This is a genomic window from Cyanobium sp. ULC082, assembly GCF_977927535.1.
Genome location: NZ_OZ376397.1, coordinates 1,327,092 through 1,354,051 on the forward strand (window position 1 = coordinate 1,327,092; position 26,960 = coordinate 1,354,051).

A 26,960-nucleotide genomic window follows, 5' to 3' on the forward strand; every position below is an offset into this window, starting at 1 on the left:
CCGTCGGTCCGCCCCATGCCGCTGTGTCACGTCCCTGGAACGTCATCCCGATCCACGACAACGACGATCCCCTGATCGAGCTGCCGCTGGCCCTGCATCGCCTCCTGCCCCATCCCTACATGGAACTCGGCGCCCCCTATGGAGCCAGTGGTTCCCCCTTCCAACTGCGCAGGGCTGTGGTCGAACGTCTGCTGATCGCCGAGGCCGAGCTGCAGCGCCACGAACCGACCTGGCGACTGGCGATCTTCGATGCCTGGCGGCCGGTGGCCGTGCAGGCCTTCATGGTCGAGCACGCCCTGCTCAGCACCTGCGCCGCCAGGGGGGTGGATGCCGCCGTGGCCAGCCCGGAGCGCGAGGCGATCCGGCTGGAGGTGGGGCGTTTCTGGGCGCCGCCCAGCCAGGATCCGTCCATGCCCCCGCCCCACAGCACCGGTGCTGCCGTGGATCTGACCCTGGCAGAGGCCAGTGGCGAGCCGCTGGCCATGGGTGGAGAGATCGATGCGATTGATCCGGTGTCCGAACCCGACCACTACGCGGACTTCGATCTGGAAAGCGACGGTCATCCGGCCCGTTGGCACCACCGCCGGCTGAGGCTCCGGGCCGCGATGACGGCGGCGGGTTTCTGCCAGCACCCCAATGAGTGGTGGCATTTCAGCCATGGCGACCAGCTCTGGGCCTGGCAATCCGCTCAGGCCTCGGCGGTCTACGGGCGCTGGCTGCCTGTGCCCGGCGGCGCCTGAGGCAGAGGCATCGTCTGCAGATCCCGCCAGATCTGCTCCGCCACCTCCCGGCTGATCAGGTTCTGGTCGGCGCAGCTGCGCAGAGTGGCCTCACCAAGCTCCAGCTGCAGCGTGCGCAGCCGGGCCATCACCTGGGGAGACTGTCCCACGAACTGGTCGAGCTGGCGGCGAAAGGCGGCAGTGAGGTGATCCGGTTGGCAGGTGGCGAAATCGGGGCGGTAGACCCGTACGGGGGCGGCTGGTGGTGTGGGCATCGTGCGGCCCTGGGCCAGGGCGCCCGGCAGCAAGGCCGTCGAGCCGATCAGGCGGCCGGCCGGGAAAAGGGCAACCAGCACCTCGACCAGCAGCGCAATCAAGCCGAGCCGAACCATCCTGTGGATGAGCCCGCTGTGAACAGACCCGCCATGGAGCGGCCTGATCCCGGGCCGGCTAACGCGTTGCATCAGCAAGCTGGCAGCAGGGCCCGCACCCGCTCGGGGCCGAGCTGGCCGACGAAATCTCCGAAGCTGGCCGCTCTGCCGCCGCCTGGGTTCGATTTCCAGTCCCGCAGCAAGGGTTCAAGGGTGGTCTCCAGATGTTCGAGGGGCATCTTCTCGAGGTAAGGGGTGGCCAGCCGGCTGAGGTTGGGAGTCCCTCCCAGCCAGAGCTGGTACTGATCCACCCCACTGCCGACCAGCCCGATCTCCGCCATGTAGGGGCGGGCACAGCCATTGGGGCAACCGGTCATGCGCACGAGCACGGGTTGGTCGATGTCCAGCCGGCGGAGCAGGCCATCGAGACGATCGAGCACCGAGGGCAGAATCCGCTCCGCTTCGGTGATGGCCAGCCCGCAGGTGGGCAGGGCCGGACAGGCCAGGGCGTGACGGGCCAGCCGTGCGGGAGCCTCAGGTGCGACGAAACCCAGAGCAGCCAGAGCGTTGCGCACCGTCGTGCGCTGGCTGGTGCCGATGTTGCAGAGCAGCAGATCCTGGTTCGGAGTGAGGCGCACATCGAGCTGATAGGTCTCGACAAGCTGCCGCAGCCCTTGCTTGACAGCTCCCTCCAGCCGACCGCAGAGCAGGGGAAGCCCGACGAACCAGAGGCCGCTGCTCTGGCGGTGCCAGCCGAGATAGTCGTGAAGCTTGGTCTTCGGCTCCGGCCGCAGGGCCTTGATCGGGTGGGGAAAGTAACGGATCAGTTCCTGCTTGAACCAGGCGATGCCGCGATCGTGGATCAGATACTTCATGCGGGCATGACGCCGCAGTTCCCGGTCGCCATGGTCGCGCTGCAGGGCGGCAATGGCCTGAACGAGATCGAGGATGTGCTCCGCAGCCACATGGCCGAGCGGATCGGCGGTGCGGGCGAAGGTGTCCTCTTTGTTGTGGGTTCGTCCCATGCCGCCACCGACGTAGACGTTGCAGCCCCGCAGCCGCCCGGCTGGATCGCAGAACACCACCAGACCGATGTCCTGGGTGAGCAGGTCAACGGAGTTGTCACCGGGCACCGTGACCGCCACCTTGAATTTGCGGGGCAGATAGGTGCCGCCGTAGAGGGGCTCGGTGGCGTCGCCACTGAACAGGGCTCCCTGCCGCTGCCGTTCGCGGGCCCGCTTCACGGCCGCCTCGGGCTGAAACCGGTAACGGTGGTCGCCATCCACCCAGAGATCGAGATACGACCCTTCAGCCGCCTGGGGTGAGAGCAGATCGGCGATCGCGTCAGCGAGGCGACGGGCCGCCGGGTAACCGCCCTTTTCGAAGGGGGCCGCCGGTGCCATCACATTGCGGTTGATGTCACCACAGGCGGCCAGGGTGGAGCCCATCGCCCGCACGATCGTGCCGATCACTTCCCGCAGATCGGCCTTGGCGATGCCATGCATCTGGAAGGCCTGGCGGGTGGTGACCCGCAGGCTGCCGTTGCCGAGCCGGTCGGCCAGGTCATCCATGGCCAGGTAGAGCGGCACGGGAATCAGACCCGCCGGGCTGCGCAGCCGCAGCATCATCTGCCAGTCCTTCTCGTGGCCTTTCTGGCGATGGTCGCGATTGTCCTGCTGGTAGCTGCCGTGGAACTTGAGGATCTGAACAGCACCATCGGTGAAGAACGGCTTGTCGTTCTCCAGTTCGGTGGCAAGGGGCTCCCTGAGATGGTCGCTGCGCGCCTTGAGTTGCTCGAACTTGCTCAAAGGCGGGGAAGAGGTCACAAAGGCTTCGCCAGCATCTCTCGAAGGTAGCGAAGCGGCTGCGACCCAAAGGCGTTCAATACAGTCGATGGCGTCCGAGAGGCGTCCGTGGCCACATTTCTGCTCGAGATCGGCACTGAAGAACTGCCGGCCGATTTCGTTCGCCTGGCCCTGCCCCAGCTGGAGCGACAGGTGCGCGCCTCTCTGAGCAGCCAGCGGCTCGGCCATGGACTGGTGCGAAGCACCGGCACACCACGACGTCTCGCCATCACCGTCGCGGCGTTGCCCTCCCACCAGCAGGACCTGGAAGAGGACCGCAAGGGCCCGCCGGCCGGAGCGGCCTTCGCTGATGGCGCTCCCACCCCCTCCGCCCACGGCTTCGCCCGTCGCTGCGGCGTCGCCATCGGCGACCTGGAGATTCGCCAGACGGCCAAAGGGCCCTTCGTGTTTGCCAGAACCCGCCAGGCCGGTCAGTCCACCGCAGCGGTGCTGGCTGGCGAGATCCCTGGCTGGGTGAACGCCCTGCAAGGACGACGCTTCATGCGCTGGGGTGAGGGGGAGCAGCGCTTCAGCCGACCGGTCCGCTGGCTGGTGGCCCTGCTCGATGAGCAGCCGATCCCGATCGAGCTGCCCGGTTGCGATCCGGTGGTGCGGAGCGGGCGGTTGAGCCGCGGCCACCGGCTCAGCCGGGCCGTCGTGACGATTCCGGCAGCGGCGGCCTACGCCGAGACCCTTGCCGCTGCAGGGGTTCAGGTGGAGCGTGAGGATCGGGCCCGCTGGATCCGGGAGGCGGTCGAGACAGCCGCATCCACTTGCTCGGCCCGTCCAGATTTCCCGACCGAACTCTTCGAGGAACTCGTTGACCTGGTGGAGTCGCCCTCCCTGATCGAGGGGCGGGTGGAGGAGCGCTTTCTGGCCTTGCCACTAGAAGTGCTCAGCACGGTGATGCGCACCCACCAGCGCTACATCCCCCTGCTGCACGCCAAAGCTCCTGATGATCCACTGGCCCTCGACGCCACCGAAACGCTGCTTCCCCGCTTTCTCTGCATCGGCAACGGCAGGCCAGAAGCGATCGAGACCATCCGGCGCGGCAATGAAAGGGTGCTCAGGGCCCGACTGGCCGATGCGGAATTCTTCCTGGCGGCAGACCGGGCCGTCACCAGTGAGCAGCGGCGAGAACAACTCGCCAGCGTGACCTTCGCGGAGGGACTGGGCAGCCTCCTGGATCGGGCCGAACGCCTGGAGTGGCTGAGTGGCCTGTTGCTGGATCAGCTGAATCTGCCGGAGAGCTCGGCCCTCAGCGCCCGCCGGGCCGCCCACCTCTGCAAGAACGATCTCGTCAGCCAGATGGTGGGCGAGTTTCCTGAACTCCAGGGGGTGATGGGCGCCAAGTACGCGCTGGCCGAAGGGGAAGCCAGGCCTGTTGCCCTGGCCGTCCTGGAGCACTATCTGCCCCGGGGAGCCGCTGATCAGCTGCCCAGCTCCGATGCCGGCGCCATCGTCGCCCTCGCGGAGCGTCTGGAGTTGCTGCTGAGCGTCTATGCCAAGGGGGAGCGCCCCAGCGGCTCATCCGACCCCTACGCCCTGCGAAGGGCGGGCAACGGCCTTGTGCAGATCCTTCTGGAGCGGGGCTGGGCCCTGGACCTGAGCACCGTCCTGCAGGACGGGACAGCCCATTGGCAGCAACAGCTCCCGGAACTCAGCCTGGATGCGGCTGCACTGGCCACGGAGCTGACCGACGTGGTGCGGCTGCGGCTGATCAACCTGCTGGAGGAGCAGGGCTTCGATACCGACCTGGTTCAGGCCGTGGCGGGGGACAGGGCGGCAGCGGGGCGATTGGTGGCGGATGTGGCCGATGTCCGCCGGCGGGTGGAACTGCTCGCCGAACTGCGGTCCACCGGAGCCCTGGCCCCCCTGCAGGCCGTGGTCCAACGGGCCAGCCGACTGGCCGAGAAAGGCAGTCTCGACACCACGATCCTCGACCCCATGGCCGTGGTGAATCCGGCTCTGTTCAGCTCAGCAAGTGAACAGGGCATGTTGCGCGTGCTCAAAGACCTCCTGCCGATCACCGCCGACCAGGCCGAGGATCGCTACCGGACCCTGGCCACAGAACTGATCGGTGGGGCCCCTGCCCTGGCGGCCTTTTTCGATGGGGACACCAGCGTGATGGTGATGGCTGACGATCCAGCCGTGCGCACCAATCGGCTGAATCTGCTCGGCGTGCTGCGCAACCAGTCGTTGGTGCTGGCCGACTTCAGCAGATTGGCGAGCTGAGACGGCTCAGGTTTTGCTGGCCAGCACAGGCTCCCGGGCCCCACTGTCCTTGGCAGTTGCCGGGGCAGGGGGCTGGAGGGGTCCGCCAACGGGATCAGGCTGCTGCTGGTGGGGTGCTGATTCAGGGGATGCCTGCAGCCTGGCCAGACGATGGGCTTCCATCTCTTCGGGACTGCGGACCGCGCTGGCCACCGGCTTGTAGGCAATCGGAGCGAGAGCCTGGCCGCGCAGCACCGAGCCGAGCGTCATCAGAGTGAGCTTGATCTGCTGCCAGGGATTCATCATCACCACCCGCTTGTACAGATAACTGTCAAAAGTCAGGCGCTGCACATCTTTGTCGTCACACATTTCGACAAACGCTTCTCGGGCCGCATCATTGCGATAAAAAATGTTCTGAAGGATCTCAAGAACCTTGTAGGTTGCACCATACTTGCGATCCCACTTCTTGATATAAACCTTGAGGTCCTTCTCCGATGGAATGGTCCGCCCCTGATCGCTCGCCGAGACGATCTGCTCGGCGCACATCCGTCCACTCTTGGCCGCGAAATAAATCCCCTCACCTGAACTCTTGGTGACATAACCGGCTGCGTCCCCGACCAGGGCCATCCGGCCCACGACCCGGCGAGGGCGGGGATGCTCCGGGATCGGATGGGCCTCCACCTTGATCACCTCACCATCGAGCAGACGGGCGCTGGCCCTGGCCCGGATGCCCTTCTGGAGGCTTTTGATCAGGCTCTGGTTCTGCTGCATCGTGCCGGTGCCAACAGCGACATGGTCGTACTTCGGAAAGACCCAGCCATAAAAGTCAGGCGAGACGTCGGTGCCCACATACATTTCGGCAAGGTCTTCGTAGTAGCTCATCTCTTCCTTGGGAAGGCGGATGCGTTCCTGAAAGGCGATCGCCACGTTGTAATCACCCGCATCCATGGCCTTGGCCACCCGGCTGTTGGCCCCATCTGCGCCCACGATCAAATCCACTTCCAGGGTTCTGATCTCTCCGGTGGGTCCCCCTGAAGAATAGTCAGCGTATTGAAGGGTATAAGGGCCCTGCCGATTCACACCGGTATCGATGCTCTGAACCAGGCCGTTGACCAATTGAGCGCCCATAGAGGCCGCGCGATCGCGCAGGAAACCATCCATCACCTCTCGGCGGCACATGCCGATGTATTCATTCTCGTCACCGAGATGAATGTCCACTTCCCGGTTGGAAGGGGAAATCATCTTCATGTTCCGAACTTTCCGATCGATGATCGATGCGGGCAGATCGAACTCAGCCACCATGCACAGCGGTATCGCGCCTCCGCATGGTTTGGCGTTGTCGAGCTTGCGCTCGAACAGCCAGGTCTGAATGCCCGCCTTGGCCAGCACTTCAGCAGCACAGGATCCGCTCGGGCCGCCACCCACAACTGCGACTCGCAACATCTTGAAACCTGCTCCGCTGGAACGATCTTGAGCTGGAAGCTAACACCGAAGACCGGCCCTGCGTTGAAGCATGGATGGCACAGCCCTAAGATTGTCTCCAAGCTTGTTTGAACGGCGTGTTCCACGAGGAGTGCCACGGGGAGTGCCTCCAGGAGTGACACCCCGTGCCCGCTCCAAGCTCCCCACGCGAGAGCTGCCCCACGAGATCCCGGTAGCCCGTCGAACGGCTCGACCGATCCCGGCAGCGTCTGGCCCACTCAAACCACTGGTGCTCGGCGCCGCAGGCCTGGCGGCCCTCGGGTTTCTTCTCGTGGTGATCGTGCCTCTGGCCAGAACGATCCTCGACCCCGACCCCCTCGCAGGCTTCGGCTCCCAGCGGAGCTTCGATGGTCGCCTCCTGGGTCATTTCCCCTTTCCGGAAGTCTCCGCCGATCAGCTGATCCAGGTGGCTCCAGGCCTCAAAGCCCATCGCGACGCAGCCGAGCCCCTGCTGGCGATGCAGCGGGAGGCAGCAGCCGATGGCGTTGATCTCCGTGTTCTGAGCGGGTTTCGCGACCTGGCCCTGCAGAAGCAGCTGTTCTTCGACGTGAAGGCGGAACGCAATCAAAGTGCCGCCGAGCGGGCCAAGGTGAGTGCCCCGCCGGGTTTTTCCGAACACAGCACCGGCCTGGCCTTCGACCTCGGCGACGGAACCCGCCCCGGCACGAACCTGAAGGATGCCTTCGAGACCACCCCGGCTTTCGCCTGGCTGGAGCGCCATGCCAACCGTCACCACTTCAGGCTCTCCTTTCCGAAGGGCAACAGGCAGGGGGTCAGCTACGAACCGTGGCACTGGCGTTTCGAAGGATCGGCTGAAGCGCTGAAACTGTTCGAAGCGGCCAGGCGAGGGGCTGAGATAAGGTGATCAATTGATTCTGCCGCTGCATGAGCGCCCCATCCCAGCGCGCCCCGATACGCAATATCGCGATCATCGCCCACGTTGATCATGGCAAAACCACCTTGGTGGATGCGCTGTTGCAGCAGTCGGGGATTTTCCGGGATGGAGAGGCCGTTCCCACCTGCGTGATGGACTCGAACGACCTGGAGCGGGAACGCGGCATCACCATCCTCTCCAAAAACACGGCCGTCACCTACGGCGACACACGAATCAACATCGTCGACACGCCGGGCCACTCCGACTTCGGCGGCGAAGTGGAGCGGGTGCTGGGCATGGTGGATGGCGCCCTGCTGATCGTCGACGCCAACGAAGGCCCGATGCCCCAGACCCGCTTCGTGCTGCGCAAGGCGCTGGAGCAGGGTCTGCGGCCGATTGTGTTCATCAACAAGATCGACCGGGCCCGGGTGGATCCTGAGCAGGCCGTCGACAAGGTGCTCGATCTGTTTCTGGAACTGGGCGCCGACGACGACCAGTGTGATTTTCCCTACCTGTTCGGCAGCGGCATGGGCGGTTTTGCCAAGCCGGACATGGCCACCGACAGCGACAACATGAAGCCGCTGTTCGATGCGATCCTCCGCCATGTGCCGCCCCCGGTCGGCGATGTGGACAAGCCACTGCAGCTCCAGGTCACCACCCTCGACTACTCCGATTTTCTGGGCCGGATCGTGATCGGTCGTGTCCACAACGGCACCATCAAGGCCGGCCAGACGGCGGCGCTGATTCGCGATGACGGCAGCATCAAGCGCAGCAGGATCAGCAAGTTGCTGGGCTTTGAAGGTCTCTCCAGGGTTGAGATCGCCGAAGCTCACGCCGGTGACCTGGTGGCCGTGGCCGGTTTCGATGAGGTCAACATCGGCGAAACGATCGCCTGCCCTGATCACCCGGAGGCCCTGCCGCTGATCCGGGTGGACGAACCCACCCTCCAGATGACCTTCGTCATCAACGATTCACCGTTCGCGGGCAAGGAGGGCAAGTTCGTGACCAGCCGCCAGCTGCGGGATCGGCTTCAGAAGGAACTGCTCACCAACGTGGCCCTGCGGGTCGAAGACACCGACTCACCGGATCGCTTCGCGGTGAGCGGCCGGGGTGAGCTTCACCTTGGAATTCTGATCGAAACGATGCGGAGGGAGGGTTACGAGTTTCAGGTCACCCAGCCCCAAGTGATCTTCCGCACCATCGACGGAACCCCCTGCGAACCCGTTGAAACCCTGGTGATGGACGTGCCTGAAGAGGCTGTCGGCAACTGCATCGAAAAGCTCGGCATGCGCAAGGGCGAGATGCAGAACATGGAAACCGGTGCCGACGGACGCACCCAGCTGGAATTCGTGGTGCCCGCCCGGGGCCTGATCGGCTTCCGCGGCGAATTCGTTCGCGCCACCCGTGGCGAGGGGATCATGAGCCATTCCTTCTTCGAGTACCGCCCGATGCAGGGGGATTTCGAAGCACGGCGCAACGGCGTGCTGATTTCGTTCGAAGAAGGAACAGCCACCTTCTATGCCCTCAAGGGCGCCGAAGACCGGGGTCAGTTCTTCATCACCCCGGGCACGAAGGTCTACAAGGGGATGATCGTCGGCGAACACAACCGTCCCCCCGACCTGGAACTGAATGTCTGCAAGGCCAAGCAGGTCACCAACATCCGCTCGGCCGGCGCTGAGGTGCTCGACACCCTCCAGTCCCCGATCCAGATGACCCTGGAGCGCGCCCTGGAATACATCGGACCCGACGAAATGCTGGAGGTGACGCCTGAGTCGATCCGTCTGCGCAAACTGGCGATGAAGAAGCCGGCCAAGCGATGACGGACCGGCCCACCGGCTGGCGGACATCGAGTCCGGCCCCGATCGATCTGGCCCTTGATCCCCGCTTCGTTGCGGCTGTCACCCTCTTCAACCAGGCCGCCTGGTATCCATGCCACGACGGCCTGGAAGAGCTCTGGCATGAATCCCTCGGCCAGGACCGGATCGTGCTCCAATCCCTGCTGCAGATCGCTGTGGCCCATCTCCATCTTGAGCGCGGTAACCGGCATGGAGCCACGGTCTTGATGGGCGAGGGGCTGGGGCGCCTGGCCCCTTTCCCTGACGAGGTGCTCGGGCTGGATCTCGGCCCGCTGCGCGCTCAGGTCAGCGGCCGGTTGCACTGTCTGCAACAGAACGGAGATCCGGGCAGCCTGCCGCTTCCCAGTCTCTCCCCGGTCAGCTGCAATGGCCATCCATCCCTGCAGGGCCCTGCTGAATTGAGGCCATTCATTTGATGGCCGTTCGTCTGAGAGCCATTCTCTCGATTTCCACGCCAAATGAACAGCCGAGCGCCCCTGCGCTTCAGGCTTTCCACCGGCACTGCCTGATTCACGCCTGATTCACGCCTGATTTGGACCGGACTGATGCTGATCCCCAACGGAGCAGCCAAACCATGAACCCTGGTCGGCCCCTCTCCCGACATCCCCGGAACCAGCCTCTGGGTGCGCTGCTGCTGGTGCTGGTTCTGCTGAGCGCTCCTCGGGCCTGGGCCCAGGGCGCAGCCACCGTCCCCGTCGCCACTCCAGCCGCGGCAACGGCAACTCCACCACCGCCAGCAGCGCAGCCGACCGGCCTGGTCACGATTGAATCGGACAGCCAGAAGGCCGACAACGCCACAGGCATCATCACGGCGATCGGCAACGTCAGGATTCTTTATCCGGATCGGCGCCTGGTGGCCACCTCCCGCCAGGCCCAGTACTTCACCAAGGAGGGCCGGATCGTGCTGACCGGCGATGTCGATGTGATCCAGGAAGGGGGAAATCTGTTGCGGGCCGAGCGGGTGGTCTACCTGGTGGACAGTGAGAGGGTTCTGGCGGAGCCCGGCAGCGGCCAGCAGGTGTTCAGTCGGCTCCGCCTCCAGCAGAACAACGCCAGCCCAGGGACTGCGGCGCCCCGATGAGTCTCCAACTTGAGGAGGTCGCCCTCAGCCTCGGCGGCCGCCCCCTGGTCAAGGGCGTCAGCCTCGAACTCCATCCCGGCGAAGTGGTGGGGCTGCTCGGCCCGAACGGAGCCGGCAAGACCACCACCTTCAATCTGGTCACCGGCAGGCTGAAGCCCGACCGGGGAAGGGTGATGCTCGATGGCCGTGCCGTCGAAGGCCTGGCCATGCCCCAACGGGCCCGCCTGGGAATCGGCTATCTACCCCAGGAACCCAGCGTCTTCCGTCAGCTCAGCGTCAGGCAGAACCTGCAGCTGGCGCTGCAGGAAAGTGGTGCACCGGCGGGGATTCGCCGCACACGCCTTGAGCAGCTGATCGAGGACTTCCACCTGAGCCGCTTCCAGCACCGTCTCGGTTTTCAACTCTCAGGGGGGGAGCGACGGCGCTGTGAGGTGGCCCGGGCTCTGGCTGTGGGTCCCAGGGGGCCCCGCTATCTCCTGCTCGATGAACCGTTCGCCGGCGTCGACCCGCTGGCTGTGGCCGATCTGCAGGCCCTGATCGGCACCCTGAGGGAGCGGTCGATGGGCTTGCTGATCACGGACCACAACGTGCGGGAAACCCTGGCCATCACCGATCGGGCCTACATCCTCACCGAAGGCAGCATCCTGGCCGCCGGCCGCTCCGAGGTGGTCGCGGCGGATCCGCTGGTTCGACGGCATTACCTCGGGGAGGCCTTTCAGTTGTGAATCAGGTGCAGGGAGCCAACCCGCCTTTGAGCCGGCCCAGCCAGGGCTGGCAACACCTGCCTGTGCTCAGGCCACTTCCCCTGCTGGACCGCTGGCTGGTCGCGGAGCTGGTCCCCCCGCTCCTGTTCGGTATCGCCGCCTTCACCGCCGTATCCCTCTCGGTGGGGGTGGTGTTCGAACTGGTGCGCCGGGTGACCGAATCGGGGCTGCCGATCGGGGTGGCCCTGCAGGTGCTGGGTCTGCGCTTGCCGGGGTTTCTGGTGTTGTCGTTTCCGATGGCCACCTTGATGGCCACCCTGCTGGCCTACAGCGGGCTTTCCAGCAACTGCGAGCTCACAGCCCTGCGCAGCCTCGGGGTGAAGACCTGGCGAATGGTCGTTCCAGCCCTCCTGGTGGCGGTGCTGATGAGCCTGGTCACCTTCCTGTTCAACGACCTGATCGTGCCCAATGCCAACCTGCAGGCCAGCGATGTGCTCAACCAGGCCCTCGGCAAGGCGGTGGCCGCCGAGAAGGGCAGCAACATCATCTATTCCCGCTTCAGCCGCCGGGAAAACAAGGATGCGGAATCCGGAAGTGAGCGCTATCTCTCCCAGCTCTTCTACGCCGGACAGTTCAGGGACGGAGAAATGATCGATGTCACGGTGCTGGATTTCACCCGTGACGGGCGAACCCAGATCCTCAGCGCTGATCGGGCCATCTGGAGCCCTGCCGAGGGGATGTGGGAATTCCGGGACGGCAAGGTGGTGCTGATCGACAACAGGGACGCCACCACCACCTCGGCGCGTTTCAGCCGCTACCTCTACCCGCTCGACCAGGGACCCCTGCAGCTGGCTGCCCTGCCCAAGGATGCCGCCGCCATGTCGGTGTCCGAGGCGATCAGCGCCGAGAAGCTGCTCAGGGAAGCCGGTGACCGGAAGGAAGCCCGCCGCATGCGGGTGAGGATTCAGGAGAAATTCGCTTTTCCATCCATCTGCCTGGTGTTCGGCCTGATCGGCAGCAGCCTCGGGGTTCGCCCCGATGCCCGCACCAGCCGCAGCCAGGGGTTCGGGATCAGTGTGCTGCTGATCTTTTCCTACTACCTGATGTCATTCATCTTCAGTTCGCTGGGGGTGAAGGGCACCCTTTCACCCTTCCTGGCCGCCTGGGCTCCGGTCCTGGTCGGGCTGGCCACCGGACTGCTGCTGCTGCGCCAGGCCAGTCGCTGAGGTTGGATGTCCAGGCAGACTGGCAAGAGCCGTTGTTCCCCCTTCCCGTGCTGGCTGCCGTGACCGATCCGGTTCTCGCCCTTGGCCTGCTGGCCTTCGGTCTGTTGTTGCTCGCCCTGCCGCTGGCGTTCTGGAGCGTCAGCTCTGCCACCCCCAGCACCCTCGTGCGTGTTCTGGTCGCGGCGGCGAATCTGAGTTTGACGGCCCAACTGACCCTGCGCTGGTGGGAATCGGGCCATTTCCCGATCAGCAACCTCTACGAATCGCTCTGCTTTCTGGCCTGGGCCTGCAGCCTCACCCAGTTGCTGGTGGAGCGCTCATGGCCCTCACCCCTGGTTCCGGCCGCCACCACGCCGATTGCCCTGGGCTGTGTTGCCTTTGCCAGCTTCGCCCTGCCGGATCGCCTCCAGGAAGCCGCTCCGCTGGTGCCGGCCCTGCGATCGAGCTGGCTGGTCATGCACGTGAGCGTGATCATGGTGAGTTATGCGGCTCTGCTGGTGGGCTCGTTGCTTTCCCTGGCGGTGCTGTTCACCGAGCGTCAGCAGACCCTTCAACTGCGCAGCAGTTCAATCGGCAGCGGTGGGTACCGCCAGGCCAAGCTGGCCACCCCCTCCGGCGAACTGCAGCTCAGCAGTGTCTCGATCGGGATCAACGAGCAGCTCGACAGCCTCAGCTACCGAACGATCACCGTCGGCTTCCTGTTGCTCTCCGTTGGTCTGGTCAGTGGGGCCGTCTGGGCGAACGAGGCCTGGGGCAGCTGGTGGAGCTGGGATCCGAAGGAAACCTGGGCCCTGATCTGCTGGCTTGTCTATGCCGCCTATCTGCACACCCGGCTCAGCCGAGGCTGGCAGGGCCGCAGGCCGGCCCTGGTGGCGGTGGCCGGACTGGTGGTGATCCTGGTTTGCTACATCGGCGTGAACCTGCTCGGCATCGGTCTGCACAGCTACGGCTGGTTCCTCGGTGACTGAGCCACAGGCCTCAGGGCCTGGACGTGTTCTGCAGCCCAGATGGCTGCTGCCGCTTGTGCTGCTGGCAGGGCTGCTGCTTCGCTTTGCCCTGATTGCCATCCTGCCGCCGGGGTACGACGAGGCCTACTACCTCTTCTACGGCCTTCATCCAGCCCTGAGCTACTTCGATCATCCCGCAGCCGTGGGGCTGTGGGCCTGGCTCGGCCATCGGCTTGGCGGCTCGATTCTGGCCCTGCGCATCCCGTCGCTGCTGAGCTACACCCTCGCCCTCGCCCTGCTGGCTGATGCGACCGGTCGCTGGTTTGGCCGGAATGCCGGGCTGCTCAGCGCCGTGATCGGCAGTATCTGCCCCCTGCTGTTCCTCTGCGGTGGCGTGCTGCTGTTGCCGGACAGCCCCCTGCTACTGGCCATGGCGGCCCTGCTCTGCTGGCTGTCAAGACACCCCCAGGTCGTGCCCGGCACGGCCAGGCAGGCGATCGGACTGGGTGCCCTGCTCGGCTTGATCACCCTTGGTAAGTACCACGCCTTGCTGCTGCTGCTCTCCCTGCTGGCCTGGACCCTGGCCAGCAGGGAGCGCCGCCGGCGGTACGCAAGCCCCTGGCCCGCCGTTGCACTGCTGGTCTGGCTGCTGGTCTCCGCTCCGTTATGGCTCTGGAACCTGAGCAATGGCTGGGCATCCTTCCTGTTCCAGGGCGGCAGGATCGGTGCAGGCGCTGCCTACGCCTTCGAAGCCCCACCCCTGTTCCTGCTCTCCCAGCTGGCGCTGCTCTTCCCGACGATCGGCGCCGTGCTGCTGGTGGCACTGCTGCCCCGGCCGGGCCTTGATGGGGCGGCACCACACCGACAGCTTCTGCGCTGGCTGGTGCTGCCGCAGCTGATTGCTTTCCTGCTCCTGGCCGGAAGACTGCATGTGCTGGCAAGCTGGCTGGTGCCGGCCTGGTGGCTGCTGCTGCCGCTGGCTGGCGATTGGCTGGCTGGCCCACACCGGCACTGGTGCCGCAGGGGGATCAGACTGGGGGCCTGGGGCACGGCCGTGTTCCTGCCACCGCTGCTGCTGGTTCTGGCCCTGCAGGTGCGCTGGGGAATGTTCGATGGCCTGCTGCCCCCGGGCCTCGATACCTCCAGCGAGCTGATGCCTGCCGACAGCCTGCGCAGGGATCTGCAGCGCCATCCGGCAATCTGGAAGGCGCTGCAGGAAGCCGAGCTGATCGCCGGCAACCGCTACGAGCTGCCTGGATTTCTGGCCCTGGCCCTGGGCCCTGAGCTGAAGGCCGAGTACACCACCTTCAACAAGGACTCCAGGGGGTTCGCCTGGTGGCAACGCGCCGATGGCTATGTCGGATCCAGTGGGGTGCTGTTCGGCATCCTTGAGCCCGGAAAACCTCTGGCTCGTCCCGCCTGGCTCCCCTGGCTGGGAAATCTGCAACCGCTTGGGGTCGTCACGGTCAACCGCTCCGGCAAACCGGCAGTTGAGCTGGAATTCAGTCGGTTCGGACCGATCAACCGTCCTTTGCCCAGACGCTACGGGCCAGGGGCAACCCGGAAGAAATAGCCGCGCCGGTCGCCCCTTCAGACCAGGACTGTTTCGGGTCGGCGGCTGTGGCGAATGCCGCTGATCGCCTCGCGGTAATCGGGCTGATTGAACACCCCTGAACCCGAAACAATCGCGTTGGCTCCCACCTCGATCACCTGCCAGGCATTGTTGGCCTTGAGGCCACCGTCCACCTCGATCCAGGGATCGAGACCCCGTTCATCACACATCCGCCGCAGACGCCGCACCTTTTCGACCGCCGAAGGGATGAAGCTCTGCCCGCCGAAGCCGGGGTTGACGCTCATGATCAGAACCAGGTCACAGAGCTCCAGGCAGTACTCCAGGGTGTCGAGCGAGGTGCCGGGGTTGAGCACCGCACCGGCTTTCTTGCCCAGGTCCTTGATCTGACCAAGATTGCGATGAAGGTGCGGGCAGGCTTCCACCTGCACGTAGATGTGGTCGGCTCCGGCCTTGGCGAAATCCGCCACATAGTTCTCCGGCTCCACGATCATCAGATGAACGTCGAGCGGCTTGGTAGTCACCGGACGGAGGGCCTCGACGATCAGCGGGCCGATCGTGATGTTGGGCACGAAGCGGCCGTCCATGACGTCGACATGGATCCAGTCGGCACCGGCTTCGTCGACGGCCCTGACCTCATCGCCGAGGCGGGCGAAATCAGCGGAAAGGATCGACGGAGCGATCACCAGAGGCTTCGTGCTCATGGCTGGGGCCACTGGGGCATAAGGAGCACCGTGATTGTAGGAATCGGCTGGAAGCCTGGAACAGGCCGGACAGACCCGGCCGGTGAGCCCTGATCGTCGCTGATACAGTATCGATCGTCTAATGGCTGAAAGGCCTTGCTGCAGCTGAACTGCCGGCCTTTCAGTTGACGTTTTCTCCCTCTCTGCCAGACCCCCGTGGATCGCACCCTCATTCAGGAACTGCTCGAAGTCGTCGAGCAGGCCGCCATTGCCTCTGCCCATCTCACCGGGCTGGGGAAGAAGGATGAGGCCGATGCGGCTGCCGTGGAGGCGATGCGGAAGCGCATGGGCTCCATCGTCATGCAGGGCCGGATCGTGATCGGCGAGGGGGAACGGGACGAAGCCCCCATGCTGTACATCGGCGAGGAAGTGGGCAGCGGCACCGGCCCCGGCGTTGACTTCGCCGTGGATCCCTGCGAGGGAACCAACCTCTGCGCCAACGCCCAGGATGGCTCGATGGCCGTGCTGGCCGCCTCCGATCGCGGCGGGCTGTTCAATGCTCCCGACTTCTACATGAAGAAGCTGGCGGCTCCCCCGGCCGCCAAGGGCAAGGTGGACATCCGCAAGAGCGCCACCGAGAACATCGCCATTCTGAGCGAGTGCCTCGGCCTGCCTGCCAGCGAGCTGGTGATCGTGGTGATGGATCGGGCCCGCCACAAGGAGCTGATCGCCGAGATCCGTGCCACCGGTGCCCGGGTCAAGCCGATCAGCGACGGTGACGTTCAGGCGGCGATCGCCTGCGGCTTCGCCGGCACCGGCACCCACTGCCTGATGGGCATCGGCGCCGCCCCTGAAGGGGTGATCTCCGCCGCAGCCCTGCGCTGCCTGGGCGCCCACTTCCAGGGCCAGCTGGTCTACGACCCGGCCATTGCCCAGACAACCGAGTGGGCCGATTACACCAGGGAGGGCAACGTGGAAAGGCTCCACTCGATGGGCATCACCGACATCGATAAGGTTTATGAAGCCGAGGAACTGGCCTCCGGGGAGAATGTGGTGTTCGCAGGCAGCGGCATCACCCCCGGCCTGCTGTTCAAGGGGGTCGTCTTCGAGCACGACTGCACCCGCACCAGCAGCCTGATCATCAGTTCCCTCGATCAAAGCGCCCGCTTCACCGACACGATCCACATCAAGGACGGCGCCCAGAGCGTCGCCCTGCGCTGAACCCCTCCCCATGCACATCGCCGTCGTCGGCCTCAGCCATCGCACGGCCCCGGTCGAGATCCGCGAGCGGCTCAGCATCCCCGAGCAAACGATGGAGGAATCCCTCCAGACCCTGCGCGGCGATTCCCAGGTGCTGGAGGCTTCCATCCTCAGCACCTGCAACCGGCTGGAGATCTACACCCTGCTGCGTAGCCAGGAGCAGGGAATCACGGCGGTGGGCTCCTTTCTGAGTCGGCACTCAGGGCTGGAGTTCGGCGATCTCACTCCCCATCTGTTCACCTACCACCACGAAGAGGCGGTGGTTCACCTGCTGCGGGTCGCCGCCGGCCTTGACAGCCTCGTGCTGGGCGAGGGGCAGATCCTCTCCCAGGTGAAAAAGATGGTGAGGCTGGGGCAGGAGCATGGCTCGATCGGGCCGATCCTCAACCGGCTGCTCAACCAGGCGGTGAGCACCGGCAAGCGGGTGCGCACCGAAACCAACCTGGGCACCGGCGCGGTGTCGATCAGCTCGGCTGCTGTTGAGCTCGCCCAGCTGAAGCTGGGCCAGGCCCGGGGCCTCGATGACCTGGTCTCGCTGGATCAGGAGCAGGTGGCCGTGGTGGGGGCAGGCCGGATGGCGCGGCTGCTGCTGCAGCATCTGCAGGCCAAGGGATGTCGCGCCCTCGTGCTGCTCAACCGCACCGTGGAGCGGGCCGAGGCCCTTGCTGCCGATTTCCCCGAGCTGCCGGTGCAGTGCAGACCCCTTTCCGACCTCGACCACTGCCTCAGCACCTGCTCATTGGTGTTCACCAGCACCGCTGCGGAGCAGCCGATCATCGACGCAACCCGGCTTGGGGGGCTCAACCGGCGCTCGGCACTGATGCTGATCGACATCGGCGTTCCCCGCAACATCCGCTCGGGTGTCAGCGATCTCGCTGGCGTGGATGCCTACGACGTGGACGATCTCCAGGAAGTGGTGACCCGCAACCAGGAGGCCAGGCGCGAGGTTGCCATCGAGGCCGAAGGTCTGCTGCAGGACGAAACCCGCCAGTTCCTGGAATGGTGGGATGGTCTGGAAGCGGTGCCCACCTTGAACCGGTTGCGCCAGACCCTTGAGACGATCCGGGAACAGGAGCTTCAGAAAGCCCTCAGCCGCATGGGGCCCGATCTGTCCGCCCGGGAGCGGAAAGTCGTCGAAGCACTCAGCAAAGGGATCATCAACAAGGTGTTGCACAGCCCTGTCACCCATCTGCGGGCTCCCCAGCCCAGACAGCAGCGGCATCTGGCCATGCAGGTGCTGCATGAGCTCTTCGAGCTTGACGGCGGCAGCCCCGACGCTTGATCAGGCCAGGGGATGGTGGCCATTGCCACAGTTTGGTGCGGTCCACAGGCAGCCGCCTTGCCCGGTCAAACGCTCCGGTACGGTGCTCTGGTGCTGGAAACAGACCTGTGAAGAGTGAGTCATGAAGCGGGTTCTGGCGATCATCCTCGGCGGAGGAGCGGGCACCCGCCTCTATCCCCTCACCAAGATGCGGGCCAAGCCAGCCGTTCCCCTGGCCGGCAAGTACCGTCTGATCGATATTCCGATCAGCAACTGCATCAATTCGGGGATCAACAAGATCTACGTGTTGACCCAGTTCAACAGCGCTTCCCTGAACCGACACCTCACCCAGACCTACAACCTCTCGGCAGGTTTCGGCCAGGGCTTCGTGGAGGTGCTCGCTGCCCAGCAGACCCCGGACAGCCCCAGCTGGTTTGAAGGCACCGCCGATGCGGTGCGCAAATACCAGTGGCTGTTCCAGGAATGGGACGTGGACCACTACCTGATCCTCTCCGGTGACCAGCTCTACCGGATGGACTACAGCCGTTTCGTGAAGCACCACATCGAAACCGGTGCAGACCTCAGCGTCGGTGCGCTGCCGGTGGATGAAGCGCAGGCCGAAGGCTTCGGCCTGATGCGCGCCGACGACGATGGACGGATCCGGGAATTCAGCGAAAAACCGAAGGGCGCGGCGCTGGCGGCCATGAAGATGAATACGGCCAAACTCGGTCTGGCGGAAGCGGAGGCGGCCCGTCGTCCCTATCTCGCCTCGATGGGGATCTATGTGTTCAGCCGCCACACCCTCTTCGACCTGCTGAGCAGCAACCCAGGCGCCACCGATTTCGGCAAGGAGATCATCCCTCTGGCCCTGGGCCGCGGCGACAACCTGCAGAGTTTCCTCTTCGATGACTACTGGGAGGACATCGGCACGATCGGGGCCTTCTACGAAGCCAACCTGGCCCTCACCGATCAACCCAGGCCTGCCTTCTCCTTCTATGACGAGAAGTTCCCGATCTACACACGGCCTCGTTACCTGCCCCCCAGCAAACTGCTCGACACCCAGGTCACCCAGTCGATCATCGGGGAAGGATCCCTTCTGCAGGCCTGCAGCATCCACCATTGCGTGCTCGGTGTGCGCTCCAGGATCGAGGGGGAAGTGGTGCTGCAGGACACCCTGGTGATGGGCGCCGATTACTACGAATCCGCCGAGGAGCGCGCCGTTCTGCGGGAACGGGGCGGCATCCCGCTGGGGGTGGGCCATGGCACCACCGTGCGGCGCGCCATCCTTGACAAGAACGTGCGGATCGGCCGCAACGTCACGATCGTGAACAAGGATCACATCGAAGAAGCCGACCGCCCCGAGCTGGGCTTCTACATCCGCAACGGCATCGTGGTGGTGGAGAAGAACGCCACGGTGGCCGATGGCACGGTGATCTGAGCGGTTGCTGACACAGCCACGCCCGCGACGGCGTCGGGCCTGGCCCACGGGCACACTGGCACCGAAAGGTTTGCAAGCCCTCCTGACATGAGCAAAGCGCACTTCGGCCTGATCGGCCTGGGCGTGATGGGCGAGAACCTTGTCCTCAACGCCGAGCGCAACGGCTTCTCCAGCGTCGTCTACAACCGCACCTGGGCCAAGACGGAAGAGTTCCTCAACGGTCGCGGCGCCGGCCTCCAGATCATCGGCGCCCATACCCTTGAGGAGTTCGTCGCCAGCCTGGAGCGCCCCCGCCGCATCCTGATGATGATCAAGGCGGGCCAGCCGATCGACGACACCATCGCCGCGATCTCCCCCTTCCTGGAGGAGGACGATCTGCTGATCGACGGTGGCAACTCCCTCTACACCGACACCGAGCGGCGGGTGAAGGAGCTGGAGAGCAAGAGCTTCGGCTACATCGGCATGGGCGTCTCCGGCGGCGCCAAAGGGGCCCTGGAGGGGCCGAGCATGATGCCGGGCGGCACCAAGGCGGCCTACGACGCGATTGAGAGCCTGGTGACCAAGATGGCCGCCCAGGTGGAGGACGGCCCCTGCGTCACCTACATCGGCCCCGGTGGCGCCGGCCATTTCGTGAAAACGGTGCACAACGGCATCGAATACGGGATCGAGCAGATCCTGGTGGAGGCCTACGACCTGATGAAGCGGGGCGCCGGCCTCGAAGGCATCGCCATGGCGGATGTGTTCGACGGCTGGAACCAGCTCGAAGAACTCTCCTCCTATCTGGTCGAGATCACCGAGGTGTGCCTGCGCACCCGCGATCCCGAGGATGGCGGCGACCTGGTCGAGAAAATCCTCGATGTGGCCGGCCAGAAAGGCACCGGCCTCTGGACCGTGATCAGTGCTCTGGAGATGGGGGTGCCCGTGCCCACCATCTACGCCTCCCTCAATGGCCGGGTGATGAGCTCGATGAAAACGGAACGAGTGGCCGCCGAAGCGGTGCTGCCGGGCCCGGCGCCCCACCCCGTCGACCTGGGCGCGGCGGCCGATGGCCTGCCGCCACTGCGCGATGCGGTGATTCTTGCCTGCATTGCCAGCTACGCCCAGGGCATGGCCCTGCTGGTGGAAGCCTCCAAGCTGCACGACTACAAGCTGCAGCTCTCCTCGATCGCCCAGATCTGGAAGGGGGGATGCATCATCCGCGCCCGCCTGCTGCAGCGCATCCAGGACGCCTACGACGCCAACCCGGGTCTGGCGAACCTGATGGTGGACCCCTGGTTCGCCGAGCAGATCAACCGCCGTCTGCCCGGCCTGCGCCAGGTGGTGGCGGATGCCGCCCTGGCCGGCATTCCCGTGCCGTGCCTGAGCAGCACCCTCGATTACATCGACAGCTACCGCACCGCCCGCCTGCCCCAGAACCTGCTGCAGGCCATGCGTGACTGCTTCGGCGCCCACACCTACGGGCGCGTGGACCGCGACGGTGCCTTCCACACCGAGTGGCTCGGATGAGCGGGTCTGCCCCCGTCACCTACCGGCTCGAAAAAGCTGCTGATCGCCAGGCCCTGGCTCGCCTGGCGGCTGAAACGATCGCCACCACGATCGACCTGGCCCTGGCGGAGCGGAATCGTGCCCAGATCGCCCTGGCCGGCGGCACCACCCCGGAAGTCGCCTACCGGCTGCTGGGTGAGCAGCACCTGCCCTGGGAGCGGGTCGATGTTCTGCTCGGTGATGAGCGCTTCGTGCCGGCTGATGATCCCTCGAGCAATGCTCTGATGCTGCGGCGATCCCTGCTGGCGGCAGGTCCTGGCTCGATGGCCTGTTTCCATCCGGTCCCCACGGATCAAGCCAGTCCAGGCGAGGCCGCTCTCGCCTACGCCGAGCTGTTGGGCCGGCTTTGCCCCGGCGACCCACCGGTGTTTGATCTGGTTCTGCTCGGCCTGGGCGACGACGGACACACCGCCTCTCTCTTTCCCGGCACCGCCGCCACCGGCGTCACCGATCGCAGCGTCACCGTGAGCGAAGGCAAAGGGCTGCCGCGAGTCACCCTCACGGCGCCGGTGCTCAGTGCGGCGCGGCGGGTGATCTTTCTGGTGAGCGGGGAGGGGAAACAGCAGGCCCTGCAACGGCTGGTCGATCCCAACGAGCCCGCCAGCCGCACCCCGGCCCGATTGGTGCGCCCACGCACACCCGTGCTGATCCTGGCCGATCCAGCTGCTGCGGCAGGCTGGATGAGCGAATCGCAATCGCCTTGATGAGGTCGCCGATGCTGCTGGTGAGCGGAGATGGCTTCAGTGGCTGGCTGGCGCTCAACGACACGATCATGGGTGGGAGCAGCAGCGGTGCCTGCCGTGTCGGTCCGGAGGGTCTGGTCCTGGAGGCAGAGGTGGTCGAGCAGGGTGGTGGATTTGTCAGCTGCAGGTCTCCCCTGTTCTCTCCCCCCCTCGACCTGGGCGCCTACCGGGCCCTGCAGCTGGAAGTGCGCGGCGATGGCCGGCGCTACAAGCTCGCCGTGGCCTGCGCCGACGGGTTGGCCGGACTGACCGAACTGATTCCAGGCGGCCTGCGCTGGGTGGCGGAGTTCGACACCTCCGTCCTCTCCCCGGATCAGCCAGCCCAGCTGGTTGAGATCGGCTTCGATCAGTTGCGGGCCTCGGTGCGGGCCCGCCCCCTCAACCTGCCGCTGCGCTTCGATGCCTGCCGGGTCACCCGGTTGCAGATCCTGCATTCGAAGTTTGGGGACGATGGTCAGCTCAATGCCGGCTTCCGGGCCGGGCCTCTGCAGTTCTCCCTGCTGGCGGTGCGGGCCCTGCCGTGACGGTGCCGGAAGAGCTGAGCCGGCGAATCGCCGTCGCCGCCGATCTCTGCCTCAAGCCCCACCGCCATGCGGTGGTAGGTGAGATGGTCGGGGAGGCGCTGCCTGCCAAGCTGGGCAGCGAGCCCGGCCCACCGCTCGACGATCCCGTGGACCAGTGCCTGCGGATCCAACCGCGCCGCGCCGATGGTGAACGACTGCCGGAGCTGGACATCGAGCTGGAGCTGTACCGCAGCGGCGACGAGCTTCACCTGATGCTCAGCTGGCCGGAGCAACCGGCATTGCCGATGCTCTGGCATGGCCAGCATCCCGTCTGGATGGACGCGGAGACCGGGCTGCGCACCGAACGCCCGAGCCAAGGGGCACCCCTGGAGGCCCTGGCCCGGCGCCTGCGGGCCTTGCTCAGCCCTGATCGGTGACCGCCCCCAGGCTGCTGCTGCTCACCAGGCGAGCGTACTTGCCCAGCACGCCGGTGCGATAGCGGGGCTCGGGTTTCACCCAGGCAGCCCGGCGGCGCTGAAGTTCAGACGCCTCCACGTTCAACTGGATCAGCAATTGGTGGGCATCCACGGTGATGCTGTCGCCCTCTTCCACCAGGGCGATGGTGCCGCCCACGGCGGCCTCAGGGGCCACATGGCCCACCACCAGGCCGTAGGAGCCGCCGCTGAAGCGCCCATCGGTGATCAGCGCAACCGATTCACCCAGCCCCTGGCCCACGATCGCGGCGGTGGGGGAAAGCATCTCGCGCATGCCAGGACCACCCACCGGGCCCTCGTAGCGCACCACCACCACGTCGCCGGCATGGACCCCACCGGCGAGAATCGCCTCCAGGGCACTCTCCTCGCTCTCGAATACCCGGGCCGGGCCGGTGATCACCGGGGTCTTGACGCCGCTGATCTTGGCCACCGCCCCCTCTTCCGCCAGATTGCCCTTGAGGATGGCCAGGTGCCCCTTGGCATAGAGCGGATTGGACAGGGGCCGGATCACGTCCTGATCGGCCGGGGGCTCGCTTGGCACATCGGCGAGCACCTCGCGCAGGGTGCGCCCCTCGATCGTGCCGCAATCGCCGTGCAGCAGGCCGGCATCGAGCAGCAGCTTCATCACCTGGGGGATGCCGCCGGCGTTGTGCAGATCCACGGTCACGTAGCGGCCGCTGGGCTTGAGATCGCAGATCACCGGCACCCGCTGGCGGATGGTTTCAAAGTCGTCGATGGTGAGCGGCACCTCGGCGGTGCGGGCGATCGCCAGCAGGTGCAGCACCGAATTGGTGGAGCCGCCGACGGCCATGATCACGCTGATCGCATTCTCGATCGCCTCGCGGGTGATCAGATCGCGGGGGCAGATGTTCGCCGCAATCGCCCGCACCAGCACCTCGGCAGAGCGTGCAGCGCTTTCGGCCTTCTCTGGATCCTCGGCCGCCATGGTGGAGCTGCCCGGCAGGCTCAGGCCCATCGCTTCAAAGGCCGAGCTCATCGTGTTGGCGGTGAACATGCCGCCACAGCTACCGGCACCGGGGCAGGCGTTCTTCTCGATCGCCAGCAGTTCGGCTGCGTCGATGCGGCCACCGGAGAACTGACCCACCGCCTCGAAGGCACTCACCACGGTGAGATCGCAGGGGCCGAGCCGACCGGGCTTGATCGTGCCGCCGTACACAAAGATCGCCGGGATGTTCATGCGGGCCATGGCGAGCATGGCGCCGGGCATGTTCTTGTCGCAGCCGCCGATCGCCAGCAGGCCGTCCATGCTCTGAGCGTTGCAGGCGGTTTCGATCGAATCGGCGATCACCTCCCGGCTCACCAGCGAATACTTCATGCCCTCGGTGCCCATCGAGATGCCGTCGCTGACGGTGATGGTGCCGAAGGTCTGCGGCATCGCCCCCGCCGACTGGGCCGCTGCCACGGCCCGCTCGGTGAGGTCGTTCAGCCCCAGGTTGCAGGGAGTGATCGTGCTGTAGCCATTGGCGATGCCGATGATCGGCTTGTCGAAATCAGCGTCGCCAAAACCGACGGCCCGCAGCATGGCGCGATTGGGGGACCGCTGGATGCCTGCGGTGATGGCGGCAGAGCGGAGCATGGGCAAGGGGAGCAGCTCAAGCAAGTTAACGATCCGGCCGGAGCGGGCCTCGCCTCAGTCTTCGGGGCTGAGGCACTCCAGCTGGCGTCGCACATCCTCGATGGCCCGGTTCAGCTCCTTGACCTTGTGCTGCAATTCACTGTCCAGCAGGGGGCGGTGTTCACCGAGTTCCCCATCGCGTGAGCCCTCCTGCAGCCGTGAAAGGCTGAGGCTGCGGCGCTGACGCAGGGCCTGGCGCCGCCGCTCCGCCTCCGAGAGCAACCACCAGCCCAGACCGGCTGCACCGACCAGGGCACCGCCGATGGCGCTGGCCAACAGGCCGGTGCTCCTGGGCTGATTGCGTTCTCTGAGCTCGCCCATCGACCTTCTCCTTTCCCGATCCCAGGTGTGGTCCAGACTAAGGGCGGCTGATCAGGCCAGATGTTCGGCCAGCCGCAGGGCGTTGGCGATGATCGTCAGACCTGGCGAGAGGCCGGGGCAGCTGGGGAAAACGCTGGCATCGGCAATGGTGAGGTTGCCGATGCCATGGCAGCGACCCTGCAGATCCACCACCGAGCTCGATGGGTCGCTGCCCATGCGGCAGGTTCCGCAGGCGTAGCCCATCACCGCCAGGGGGGCCTCGCCCCGGGGGTGAATCCAGGACCGGTTGACCACGGTCACGAGGGGGTCGGCCTCCACGGCCTGGAGGGTATCGAGCCAGCGATAAACAAGCCGGTCGTGGGCTTCGAGGTTGTTGGGCAGGTAATGGATCCTGATCCGATCGTTGCGCAGGGTGATGCGGTTATCGGGGTCGGGCAGCACGGCGCTGGTGGCCCACCAGCACACCGAGCGGGCCGCCAACCGCTCCAGGCCAGCCTTCGGAAGCAGCCGGCTGACCAGGGACAGCACCGGCGGTGACTCGGCGAAGAGGGGATCCTGCAGCACACCACCGCCACTTTCGATGTGGCCGAGAGGAAAGCTGACATTCTTGTCGCCCCAGTAGTAGTCGTTGATGCCGAGGCTGCGGGGATACCGGCCGGAGTTGGGCTCGCTGGCTCTCTGCAGAATCGCGCTGAGCTGCAGTTTCATCAGATGACGCCCCACCAGCCCGGAGCCGTTGGCCAGCCCATCCGGGTGGGGATCGCTGGCTGAGGCCAGCAGGATGGCGGGGGTGTTGATCGCGCCGGCGGCGAGAACCACCTGATCAGCACGAAACAACCAGCGCTGACCCTTGATTTCAGCCTCGACCCCCCGGACCTCGGTGCCACTGGGATTGACATGCAGGCGCCGGACCCTGGCCTGGGTGCGCAGGCGGGTGGCGCTCTGCTCCAGGGCGGGTATGACGCCGAACAACTCGGCATCGCCGGTGGGATCGGCCAGGTCCTCCGACCAGGTGAGCGGCAGATCGTAGGGGCGACAGCCCTGGCGCTCCAAGCCGGAGCGCAGCGGCTCCAGGAATGGCTCGATCGGCCGGGGCTGGTGGAGGTAGGCCCCCGTTCGCTCCGGCTCGGTCGGATCGATGCCGGCGGCGCCGTGCACCCGGTAAAGCGCCTCGGCCCGGTCATACCAGGGGGCGAAATCGGCGTAATCGAGACCCCAGGCCGGCGCCCGGCCGGTCTGCATGGCCAGACCGTCGAATTCCGCAGCCCGCATCCGCTCCAGAACAGCGCCCCAGATCTTGGTGTTGCCACCGAGGGCGTAGATCGCCTGGGGGTTGAACGGATCGCCATCGGTGCCGAACCACTGCTCGGCGGGGTGATAGCGATCCTTGCGGAACAGGTCGATATCAGCGACGTTCTGATCCTCCTGGGGAAGGCTGCCTCCCCGCTCCAGAATCAACACCGAGCGTCCCATAGCCGCCAGCGCCGCGGCCACGGTGCCACCGGCAGCGCCGCTGCCGATCACGATCACGTCGTAGTGGTCATCATCGATGATCATGCTGGCCAGATATAAAGAAGCAAGAAGAGAAGCACCCAGATCACATCAACGAAATGCCAGAACAGGGAGGCTGCCACGACCCCCTGCTCCCCGCCCTCGTAATTGCCAGGCAAGAAAGAGCGGATCAGCATCAGCCCCATCAACAACACACCCGTGGCGACATGGAGGCCATGGAAACCGGTGAGCAGATAGAAGCAGCCGCCAAACGTCCCGGAGGTGAAGCCGAAGCCGAGCCCACTCCACTCGATCGCCTGGCCATAGAGAAACAGCGAACCCATCGCCATGCTGAGCAACCAGAAGGCGCGAAAGCCCCATAAACGGCCTCGTTTCAGACACCATTCAGCAACAGCGATCGTGCCGCTGCTGGAAACCAGCACGGCTGTGTAAGCCAGTGGTGTGCGCCATTCCAATCCCTCCACACCTGGCGGCAGCCAGTTGAGAGCGGAGAGCTTCAGCACGGCGTACCCCGTGAAGAAAGCCAGGAAAATGACGCTCTCGGAGCAGAGAAAGATGATGAATCCGGTCAGCGTGTGGTTGGCATGGCCACCGTGGCTCCCGTGGCTGGAGATCTGGCCGGTGGATGGCTGGAGGCCGGGGGTTGGCTCTGGGCTGGCGGGGGTGACGATCATTG

General features: G+C 65.6%; 25 protein-coding genes. 17 read left to right on the plus strand and 8 right to left on the minus strand.

Features of this window, described 5'->3' with window-relative positions; all coding sequences use genetic code 11:
* The first annotated feature begins 23 nt into the window (after positions 1–23).
* Positions 24–740, plus strand: a complete 717-nt coding sequence (locus ACXMDY_RS07135; RefSeq protein ID WP_259702274.1) for a M15 family metallopeptidase — start codon at positions 24–26, stop codon at positions 738–740.
* Here ACXMDY_RS07135 and ACXMDY_RS07140 read toward each other — a convergent pair.
* Both ACXMDY_RS07140 and sir read right to left on the minus strand, forming a co-directional pair.
* Positions 704–1,111 (minus strand): hypothetical protein, encoded by a 408-nt coding sequence (locus ACXMDY_RS07140; protein WP_259702273.1) that lies wholly within the window; start codon positions 1,109–1,111, stop codon positions 704–706. The two genes, ACXMDY_RS07135 and ACXMDY_RS07140, sit on opposite strands and share 37 nt — an antisense overlap.
* 71 nt (positions 1,112–1,182) lie before the next feature.
* The gene (sir, locus tag ACXMDY_RS07145) at positions 1,183–2,916 is read right to left on the minus strand and encodes a sulfite reductase, ferredoxin dependent (RefSeq protein ID WP_259702272.1); all 1,734 of its coding nucleotides are present in this window, start codon (positions 2,914–2,916) and stop codon (positions 1,183–1,185) included.
* Positions 2,917–3,003: 87 nt separating this feature from the next.
* Here sir and glyS point away from each other — a divergent pair, with 87 nt between their 5' ends.
* Positions 3,004–5,169 (plus strand): glycine--tRNA ligase subunit beta, encoded by a 2,166-nt coding sequence (gene glyS / locus ACXMDY_RS07150; RefSeq protein ID WP_259702271.1) that lies wholly within the window; start codon positions 3,004–3,006, stop codon positions 5,167–5,169.
* A 6-nt stretch (positions 5,170–5,175) separates the two neighbouring features.
* On the opposite strand, the gene chlP is transcribed toward glyS, so the two are convergent.
* Complete coding sequence (gene chlP / locus ACXMDY_RS07155) at positions 5,176–6,591, minus strand: geranylgeranyl reductase (protein WP_259702270.1); 1,416 nt, start codon at positions 6,589–6,591, stop codon at positions 5,176–5,178.
* 154 nt (positions 6,592–6,745) lie between these two features.
* On the opposite strand from chlP, the gene ACXMDY_RS07160 reads away from it, so the two are divergent.
* The 8 genes from ACXMDY_RS07160 to ACXMDY_RS07195 all read left to right on the plus strand — a co-directional run bounded on the left by ACXMDY_RS07160 (position 6,746) and on the right by ACXMDY_RS07195 (position 14,891).
* Positions 6,746–7,495: a M15 family metallopeptidase gene (locus ACXMDY_RS07160; RefSeq protein WP_259702269.1), complete on the plus strand. Its 750-nt coding sequence runs from the start codon at positions 6,746–6,748 to the stop codon at positions 7,493–7,495.
* A 20-nt stretch (positions 7,496–7,515) separates the two neighbouring features.
* Entirely contained in the window at positions 7,516–9,324 is a 1,809-nt protein-coding gene (gene typA, locus ACXMDY_RS07165; RefSeq protein WP_259702268.1) for a translational GTPase TypA, read from the plus strand.
* Positions 9,321–9,776 (plus strand): DUF309 domain-containing protein, encoded by a 456-nt coding sequence (locus tag ACXMDY_RS07170; protein ID WP_259702267.1) that lies wholly within the window; start codon positions 9,321–9,323, stop codon positions 9,774–9,776. Before typA ends, ACXMDY_RS07170 begins: the two co-directional genes overlap by 4 nt.
* Before the next feature lie 158 nt (positions 9,777–9,934).
* Positions 9,935–10,441, plus strand: a complete 507-nt coding sequence (locus ACXMDY_RS07175) for an LptA/OstA family protein (RefSeq protein WP_259702266.1) — start codon at positions 9,935–9,937, stop codon at positions 10,439–10,441.
* Entirely contained in the window at positions 10,438–11,166 is a 729-nt protein-coding gene (lptB, locus tag ACXMDY_RS07180) for an LPS export ABC transporter ATP-binding protein (protein WP_259702265.1), read from the plus strand. The genes ACXMDY_RS07175 and lptB overlap by 4 nt, the downstream gene beginning before the upstream one ends.
* Positions 11,167–11,192: 26 nt before the next feature.
* A complete protein-coding gene (locus ACXMDY_RS07185) occupies positions 11,193–12,371 on the plus strand; it encodes an LptF/LptG family permease (protein ID WP_259702264.1) in 1,179 nt (392 codons plus the stop codon).
* A gap of 47 nt (positions 12,372–12,418) precedes the next feature.
* The gene (gene ccsB / locus ACXMDY_RS07190) at positions 12,419–13,339 is read left to right on the plus strand and encodes a c-type cytochrome biogenesis protein CcsB (RefSeq protein WP_259702263.1); all 921 of its coding nucleotides are present in this window, start codon (positions 12,419–12,421) and stop codon (positions 13,337–13,339) included.
* A complete protein-coding gene (locus ACXMDY_RS07195) occupies positions 13,332–14,891 on the plus strand; it encodes a glycosyltransferase family 39 protein (RefSeq protein WP_259702262.1) in 1,560 nt (519 codons plus the stop codon). The genes ccsB and ACXMDY_RS07195 overlap by 8 nt, the downstream gene beginning before the upstream one ends.
* Before the next feature lie 17 nt (positions 14,892–14,908).
* Here ACXMDY_RS07195 and rpe read toward each other — a convergent pair whose 3' ends face one another.
* Positions 14,909–15,592, minus strand: coding sequence for a ribulose-phosphate 3-epimerase (gene rpe / locus ACXMDY_RS07200; protein WP_259702261.1), 684 nt, complete (start codon positions 15,590–15,592; stop codon positions 14,909–14,911).
* A 195-nt stretch (positions 15,593–15,787) separates the two neighbouring features.
* Between rpe and glpX the strand changes: the two genes are divergently transcribed.
* The 7 genes from glpX (at position 15,788) to ACXMDY_RS07235 (ending at position 22,758) form a co-directional block, all read left to right on the plus strand.
* Entirely contained in the window at positions 15,788–16,792 is a 1,005-nt protein-coding gene (glpX, locus tag ACXMDY_RS07205) for a class II fructose-bisphosphatase (RefSeq protein ID WP_259702260.1), read from the plus strand.
* A 10-nt stretch (positions 16,793–16,802) separates the two neighbouring features.
* Positions 16,803–18,113, plus strand: coding sequence for a glutamyl-tRNA reductase (locus ACXMDY_RS07210; protein ID WP_259702259.1), 1,311 nt, complete (start codon positions 16,803–16,805; stop codon positions 18,111–18,113).
* Between the two features lie 121 nt (positions 18,114–18,234).
* The gene (locus tag ACXMDY_RS07215) at positions 18,235–19,530 is read left to right on the plus strand and encodes a glucose-1-phosphate adenylyltransferase (protein WP_259702258.1); all 1,296 of its coding nucleotides are present in this window, start codon (positions 18,235–18,237) and stop codon (positions 19,528–19,530) included.
* Between the two features lie 87 nt (positions 19,531–19,617).
* Positions 19,618–21,036, plus strand: a complete 1,419-nt coding sequence (gene gndA, locus ACXMDY_RS07220; RefSeq protein WP_259702257.1) for an NADP-dependent phosphogluconate dehydrogenase — start codon at positions 19,618–19,620, stop codon at positions 21,034–21,036.
* Positions 21,033–21,779, plus strand: coding sequence for a 6-phosphogluconolactonase (gene pgl / locus ACXMDY_RS07225; protein WP_259702256.1), 747 nt, complete (start codon positions 21,033–21,035; stop codon positions 21,777–21,779). Before gndA ends, pgl begins: the two co-directional genes overlap by 4 nt.
* Positions 21,779–22,342: a CIA30 family protein gene (locus tag ACXMDY_RS07230; RefSeq protein ID WP_457767523.1), complete on the plus strand. Its 564-nt coding sequence runs from the start codon at positions 21,779–21,781 to the stop codon at positions 22,340–22,342. Before pgl ends, ACXMDY_RS07230 begins: the two co-directional genes overlap by 1 nt.
* Complete coding sequence (locus ACXMDY_RS07235; protein ID WP_259702254.1) at positions 22,339–22,758, plus strand: hypothetical protein; 420 nt, start codon at positions 22,339–22,341, stop codon at positions 22,756–22,758. The genes ACXMDY_RS07230 and ACXMDY_RS07235 overlap by 4 nt, the downstream gene beginning before the upstream one ends.
* On the opposite strand, the gene ilvD is transcribed toward ACXMDY_RS07235, so the two are convergent.
* The 4 genes from ilvD to ACXMDY_RS07255 are packed head-to-tail and all read right to left on the minus strand — an operon-like array spanning position 22,742 to position 26,958.
* Positions 22,742–24,412: a dihydroxy-acid dehydratase gene (ilvD, locus tag ACXMDY_RS07240; protein ID WP_259702253.1), complete on the minus strand. Its 1,671-nt coding sequence runs from the start codon at positions 24,410–24,412 to the stop codon at positions 22,742–22,744. The genes ACXMDY_RS07235 and ilvD overlap by 17 nt on opposite strands.
* A 54-nt stretch (positions 24,413–24,466) precedes the next feature.
* Entirely contained in the window at positions 24,467–24,772 is a 306-nt protein-coding gene (locus ACXMDY_RS07245) for a hypothetical protein (RefSeq protein ID WP_259702252.1), read from the minus strand.
* A 51-nt stretch (positions 24,773–24,823) separates the two neighbouring features.
* Positions 24,824–26,329: a GMC oxidoreductase gene (locus ACXMDY_RS07250; RefSeq protein WP_259702251.1), complete on the minus strand. Its 1,506-nt coding sequence runs from the start codon at positions 26,327–26,329 to the stop codon at positions 24,824–24,826.
* A complete protein-coding gene (locus tag ACXMDY_RS07255) occupies positions 26,326–26,958 on the minus strand; it encodes a cytochrome c oxidase subunit 3 (RefSeq protein ID WP_259702250.1) in 633 nt (210 codons plus the stop codon). The genes ACXMDY_RS07250 and ACXMDY_RS07255 overlap by 4 nt, the downstream gene beginning before the upstream one ends.
* Positions 26,959–26,960 lie beyond the last annotated feature (2 nt).